Source organism: uncultured Microbulbifer sp., from assembly GCF_947498635.1.
Taxonomy (GTDB): Bacteria; Pseudomonadota; Gammaproteobacteria; order Pseudomonadales; family Cellvibrionaceae; genus Microbulbifer; species Microbulbifer echini.
In genome coordinates this window covers 1-5865 of the sequence record NZ_CANMKV010000074.1, presented here as the reverse complement: position 1 = coordinate 5865, position 5865 = coordinate 1, and the positions used below count along the sequence as shown (strand labels likewise).

7 protein-coding genes are annotated in these 5865 nt (G+C 45.2%); 1 reads left to right on the top strand and 6 read right to left on the bottom strand.

What is annotated here, in order from left to right; translation table 11 throughout:
• Window positions 1-124 precede the first annotated feature (124 nt).
• Both Q1A69_RS19605 and Q1A69_RS19600 read right to left on the bottom strand, forming a co-directional pair.
• Window positions 125-397: a hypothetical protein gene (locus Q1A69_RS19605; protein WP_299589459.1), complete on the bottom strand. Its 273-nt coding sequence runs from the start codon at window positions 395-397 to the stop codon at window positions 125-127.
• A 306-nt stretch (window positions 398-703) separates the two neighbouring features.
• Window positions 704-1126, bottom strand: coding sequence for a hypothetical protein (locus Q1A69_RS19600; protein WP_299589456.1), 423 nt, complete (start codon window positions 1124-1126; stop codon window positions 704-706).
• Between the two features lie 956 nt (window positions 1127-2082).
• On the opposite strand from Q1A69_RS19600, the gene Q1A69_RS19595 reads away from it, so the two are divergent.
• A complete protein-coding gene (locus tag Q1A69_RS19595; RefSeq protein WP_299589453.1) occupies window positions 2083-2598 on the top strand; it encodes a hypothetical protein in 516 nt (171 codons plus the stop codon).
• A 477-nt stretch (window positions 2599-3075) separates the two neighbouring features.
• Here Q1A69_RS19595 and Q1A69_RS19590 read toward each other — a convergent pair whose 3' ends face one another.
• From Q1A69_RS19590 to Q1A69_RS19575, 4 genes are all read right to left on the bottom strand, one after another.
• Window positions 3076-3555, bottom strand: coding sequence for a hypothetical protein (locus Q1A69_RS19590; RefSeq protein ID WP_299589450.1), 480 nt, complete (start codon window positions 3553-3555; stop codon window positions 3076-3078).
• Between the two features lie 414 nt (window positions 3556-3969).
• Window positions 3970-4332, bottom strand: a complete 363-nt coding sequence (locus Q1A69_RS19585) for a hypothetical protein (RefSeq protein ID WP_299589447.1) — start codon at window positions 4330-4332, stop codon at window positions 3970-3972.
• A gap of 81 nt (window positions 4333-4413) precedes the next feature.
• On the bottom strand, window positions 4414-4713 hold the full coding sequence (locus Q1A69_RS19580; RefSeq protein WP_299589445.1) for a hypothetical protein: 300 nt from the start codon (window positions 4711-4713) through the stop codon (window positions 4414-4416).
• A 473-nt stretch (window positions 4714-5186) separates the two neighbouring features.
• Window positions 5187-5606, bottom strand: a complete 420-nt coding sequence (locus Q1A69_RS19575; RefSeq protein ID WP_299589462.1) for a transposase — start codon at window positions 5604-5606, stop codon at window positions 5187-5189.
• Window positions 5607-5865 lie beyond the last annotated feature (259 nt).

The following is a 5865-nucleotide window of genomic DNA, read 5'->3' as shown; positions in this document are numbered from 1 at the left end:
CATCATATCCCGGCATTTTCGCTGCTATATATCCTTTTGAAAACCCCTTAAAAGTCAAAAGGTTAGTATCTTTTTTCCTGTGGATATATGAAGGGGCTTTTGATCCCTGATAGCCAAAAGCAAGCTAGGTCGTTTGATAATCCCAGTAAACCCCACTCAATGCTCCCAGCATCTGCCCAACCAACCCTGCCAAATCGCTACTTGTGCTGCCCGTAATCACCGGCAGCGTTGCCGGGCGGTTGGCAATCTGCCAGCCGCTGCTGCCGTTGATATACAGCAGGCCATCCGCTTTATTTAGAGCCTCTTTTGCGGGGAAAAATTGCCAGTAGCCGGGGCTCTCTTCATAGCGAGCCAGCTGGCCGTCTTTCCCGGCCCAAGCACCGGAGCCAGTAGCCACTAGGTCGTTGGTGGAGGCCGGGGGATCGTTCTGTATGGCTTACACCTCCAGCTGTAGCAGTGCGTCGATGGTGTACAGGGCCTGATTGAGGTAGTGGCGGGGTGAGGCTGCCTTCCTGAGCGTAGAGAATACCGTTGTTCGGTGTGGTGCTCATGGTATTTTTCCATACCGTGATCTATGCAGTCGGGCCTGGAGCTGTGATGGATAAGGTGGTTGCTGTGGTGTCTGTACTTTGGTCATTTACCGTTACCCGGTAGCCGCTAAAAAACTGGCTTTGATCGTAGGCGGCGTGGCCGCCGAGGCGCCCTACTCCGAACCACTGGGTAACCAGCTGGCCGCCTGCGCGGTGAGGCTGAGATTCGCCGTTGCGGGTTCGGTGTGGCTGGCGCCGCTGAAGGTACCGCTGGTGCTGGTTTCCTTGGCTCTGCCAATACTGGTGGCGCGGAAGTTTAAGGTCTGTTCGAGGTTGTAGCGTTCGGTGGGAATGTGATTCAGGGTATTGCGCTTGAGCAATACAAAGCGGGTGCCCGCCGGGTGGTTTGTGGGTGTAGTGCCGAGGCGCCCGCGCAGGAAGTAACCCAGCTCCCATACGCCGGTGCTGATTTCTTCCGCCTCTCCGAAGCTGATAATTTCATTGCCGATCAGCGCCCTATTCTGGCGGTTGAGCAGATCCGCGAGGGTGCGGTTTTCCAGTGCATCGCCGGTATCGTAGAAGGGCTTACGTCTCACGGCGTAAGCCTTTTTTGTTGTGGTACAAATTGTAACCCTTATTAAATAGGGCAATCGCCCAAAAACTGCATACTTAGGCAGCCCAGCTCCTTTTTAACCTCTCCGCTGGCACCTAACCGACGCCTTACCTCCAAATCAACGCTTGGCTGCCTGGTGGGCCATCACGACCACATCAACATGTGCAGGGGCTAGAGATGAATCAACGGCTATCGGACCACTGTCATGATTTCAATTATTTGCGATAAAAACCAAAAACAAGTGCACAACTGATAAATGGATATTGTGGATGATTTCGAATTCAGCAATACAAAATTCGGCTGAATTTCGATGACCATAATATTGTGGCTTGATCAGGATATGGCAACTGCTGGATGTTAGAACCAGGCACACTGAGCAAGCCTCTGAACGAAGCAAAAATATGAAAAAAAGTGACGAGAAACAGCTCGCTGATATGCCAGTCATACTTGCCTAGCATTAATACATCAGCATGGGATGGTCTACTCAATAAGCCGCAAGGAAAATTGTTGGGATAACGTATCTACTAAGTGTTTTTTTCGCAACTTGAAGCGGGAGTGATCAACGGGGAACCTCTATTCGATAAGGTGCTTGCAATAACAGATACGAGGATATAAATCACTTACGACAACCCACACCGAACACATACATGCAGGGCGATGTAACTCCCATCGATTTCAAGAAATGTACTTAGGCAGACGTCCGACACGATGGCCACAACACTTTATATCTGGCTTAGCACTCAAAGAACCCACTAATAAAATAAGAAATTCTTCTCAAAAATCAGTAATTTATTCCTAAATTTACCTGGAAAACAAACCACACACATCAGTATTACAAAATAGCAGCTAACATTTTAAGGCTAGGCATAATCACTCACCTATAGCTTTGGTGTTTTTCTATCACAGGTATTGTGTGTTCTTATGAAAAGGAAGTACCGAATGAAGATTTCTATACTCAAATTACTAACATCGATAGCCGCAGCCGGTCTCGCAATCTGCTCTGCCACGCCTGCTCTCTCGCAAGCTACCGACACAGCAACAAGCATGATAACCCTTCAATTTAATGAAAACATCATAATTCAAAATGTTGACCCGGTTACCATTTCAGATCCCACACCAGGAACCCCAGCAATAGGCTCTGATAGATTTTGTGTTGCGGGTAGTGGATTTTCAACTTACAGCATCACCTTTCAAAATAATGGAACAGATCCCTCATTTTCCATAGTTGGAAGTGGAGGCGTATCAATCAGTTATGACATGCTATATGAAAACGATGGACAGGTTCCCGTGACAGTGGTGGCCGGAGCGCCGATTCCCAACAATATACTTCAAGCAACAAACTGCTCCAACGACAATGCCACTTTTGACATTATTATTCCCGAAAATGAATGGGAACCTAATCAGGCATTTGCTCCTTTTACGGGCACGTTACTGATTACTGTAGAGTCCGAATAAAACCACAGGTTAAGGGCTCCGCAACCTAAGAGCAAACTGTACACAACATGATTTTTGAGAAAAGGGTGGAATAACACTTAAAAACCACCCTCAAACGCGGGAAGTTCCAATAAACAGGCTTCCACCCCTACTTTACCTCTTACGCCTTACGCCACTAAAAAAAGAACTGCGTTTTATTCGGCTTTCAATTTCTCATACGTATCCATCATCACTACCATCACCTAAGATCCACACTTTACAGATTTCAGGCACACTGACCCTAGGTCAGAAGATATTTTTCACAATTAACAAATTGATGAAACTGACCAGCAGGCACAGACGCTGGGTGTTTTTCTTTACACCTCGAGAACGCACTTTTCGATACCCAAAGATGTTTTATATATCGAAATGGGTACTTTAATCCTACCCACGAAAATAGGCATGAATTTAAGCACACTTTAAGCGACACAGAGAACGTTCAGTTGATGGCTTTTTAGCTTACTGCCATGAATTCAGCGATGAAATTACGGGTAAAGCTTGGTCGTAAGGAATGACTTGCCATCCAAATCTAGTATCATAAGCCATATTGTACATAGTGAATACATAATCTTCTTTGATTTTCCTACGGGGAATTTCCACCCATTCAAAATAGTAAGATTTTCCTTTCTCAAAGTTAAAATCGAATTTTCCGTTTGCGATTTTGATTGGTGCATTTGGAGTGGTTGAGATCGTACGTTGACCTGCGTCAACTAAAAGCGCGACGTAACCAGGAAACCCCATGCACTTTGAACGAACGGAATCAATCCCAATGAGCCAGCAGGCGTTACCCCCTCGATAATCCTGCGTATAAAAGTACGCTACAGATTTGCCCTCTGGAATATTTTGAATCTCGTTAAAAGCTGGCCCTCTCGCAGTAAGATCTGCGGTCATGCAGCCGCCAATAGAGAACACTGTTACAATTATTATGAGATATTTCATTATTTCTCCAGGGTCTGATGAAAGCTAACGCCCGCAACAACCGCCAGCAGCCGGAGGGCAGTTTGCTTGCGATTGTTAGCCACCGGTCGCGCTGTCTTATGATTCATAGGGCTTACCTTCCGATTGAGGCATACCGATGCAGTACAACAGAGCAAGATAGTTTATCTCAGGAAGCAGGTCAGTCACAGTCACCAACATCCAATTCCTATTTTTACTTCTGGCTAGCAATACAAACTATCATTACTCCAATCAATTGAAGAAGAAGAAGCAATAATGTCGGCGAATGAAGCTTCGCTGCCCTCATCATTTCAAAAATATTCATATGAAATCATTTTTCATTAATCGGCTTACGGCGACATAACGAGCCCAGTGAGGGGCTGTGCTCTTTGCGGTCGGAAGGGGTTGAGTGGCATGTTAAATGCTTTGGCTACGTGCATTAACTGCCTCTTTATTGCCCAATGAGAATGCAAGCTCCAATGGTGTTTCGCCGCCACTATCGTGTATAGTTTTGGCACCTAACCTACGAAGAAAAACAACCCCATCAGGTTTGTTCTGTTCGGCAGCACAATCCAAAGGGGTAAATCCACTTTCCCCAATAGCGTCTACATTAGCACCTGCCGATACTGAGATACCGCTGGCTTCACACTTCCCGCAGCTTGAAACAATATGTAGCGGAGTATCCCCATAGCCGTTTGTATATTTCAAAGAATCAATATTGTGCCCAGTGAAATCAGGTACATTCTCTATTTCCCTGAAAATTATTTCGATGTCTCTCATGGTATTTGACGCACTGCACAACGGCGAGTGAAGCGTAGCGTTTTGGGTCCAGGCCCTTAGGACCGATATTGCCGCTGTTTGTTATGTGGGACGGACACTAAGCAACCTCCTCACCCCAACAGTGATCAACCAAACAGTAACTGAAACTACTGTGAACTGACCGAGTGAATGGAGGAAGAGCTTTGGCCAGAAATCTATTTCTTCAGTTAGCAATGGGTGCCATACATATACAAGGGTTAGATTTCCCGGAAATAGAAGTATCTTATATCCGGGCATACCGCCGCCCCAGACATTCCAATTTAATGAAAATGCAACTAGCCCAACAATTAACGCTAAAACACCACCATAAATCGCGATAGTAACCGCCTTAAAATCGCTCATATTGCCTCACAACGTCGGCTGGAACCCCTTGTTAAGAGTACGCTTCTTATAAGATGAGATCAGCAAACGCATTGATAACACGATAAGGACCGTCAATACGCCGGCATCCGCTCGGACCTTGATGAAAATTCATGTATTTAGCACAATCACCGCCGGGGTTATACTCACCAAAAATCTTAGGGCTCTCCAGGTTCACGTAATGAATCCATGTCTCTTCATCACCAGATATGTAATCCTAAGCTGAAACAACAACTACAAATAAAAGTGTGGACCAAGAAATAATCAAGGTTATTTTTTTATTGGGGGCCTGCATCATATCGTACTCTTAACGAGGCTGTAGAAAAACAGTTTTATAAAAAGCTGCCATTTCCCAGACTCTCCCAATTAAAATTTCGGGCTAAATTTAGCTATACCACCAAATTTCTTTCATTGTATTAAATTTAGGCGTCTTGACGCCCTTAATTTACCCTCAGTCAGTGGATACTGCCATATCTCATCAACTTTTCAATGTTATGTACCAAGCAGAACATCTGCCATTGTCCCTGAACCTTACTTTTTCCTCGTAGCGAGAAGCGATTCAATCGCTTGTTGGTACCAATGTTCCCAAATACTGGCTCGACAACAGACATTCGATGCCCATAAATGGCCTTACCCTCGATACTATCAACCCGTTTTTTCATCCAGTCCGTGGCTGTCCGTCCGTTTGTCCAAGTAAGGGATACTTGCCTTCCGTGTCCTTTTCGAGAGCCCGCAGAATCTGGGTTTCGCATACATTGTTTTTTAAGACTGCATTCCCTGCAGTCAGTGAGGCGCCCTTCGAACAATAGCTTTTTCTTACCCTCACTGACATGCTCTTCTTTTAACAAGAGCATGGATTTTCCTGCAGGACAGATGCAGGTTTTCTTTTTCTTGTTGAATGTAAATTCACTAGCTGGGAAAGTCTGCTCAGTACTAGCTCTACTTTTTTGATTACGCTTGCCATACTTGTTTTTTTGCTTAGCAAAAGCTTTATCACGTGAACGGAATTTATTGTCAGGTATGTAGGCATTGATGCCGTTTTCTCGTAGGTAGCTGTAGTTATTAACCCGGCGATCCTATAGTTCTATATAATATCCAAATGGATATTATTGATGCAAGAAAATTACCCGCTTC

What these genes read in the sequence shown, in the direction of transcription:
- Q1A69_RS19585 (WP_299589447.1), bottom strand. Translation starts at nt 4,332, where the DNA reads ATGAGAGACATCGAAATAATTTTCAGGGAAATAGAGAATGTACCTGAT.
- Q1A69_RS19580 (WP_299589445.1), bottom strand. Translation starts at nt 4,713, where the DNA reads ATGAGCGATTTTAAGGCGGTTACTATCGCGATTTATGGTGGTGTTTTA.
- Q1A69_RS19595 (WP_299589453.1), top strand. Translation starts at nt 2,083, where the DNA reads ATGAAGATTTCTATACTCAAATTACTAACATCGATAGCCGCAGCCGGT.
- Q1A69_RS19590 (WP_299589450.1), bottom strand. Translation starts at nt 3,555, where the DNA reads ATGAAATATCTCATAATAATTGTAACAGTGTTCTCTATTGGCGGCTGC.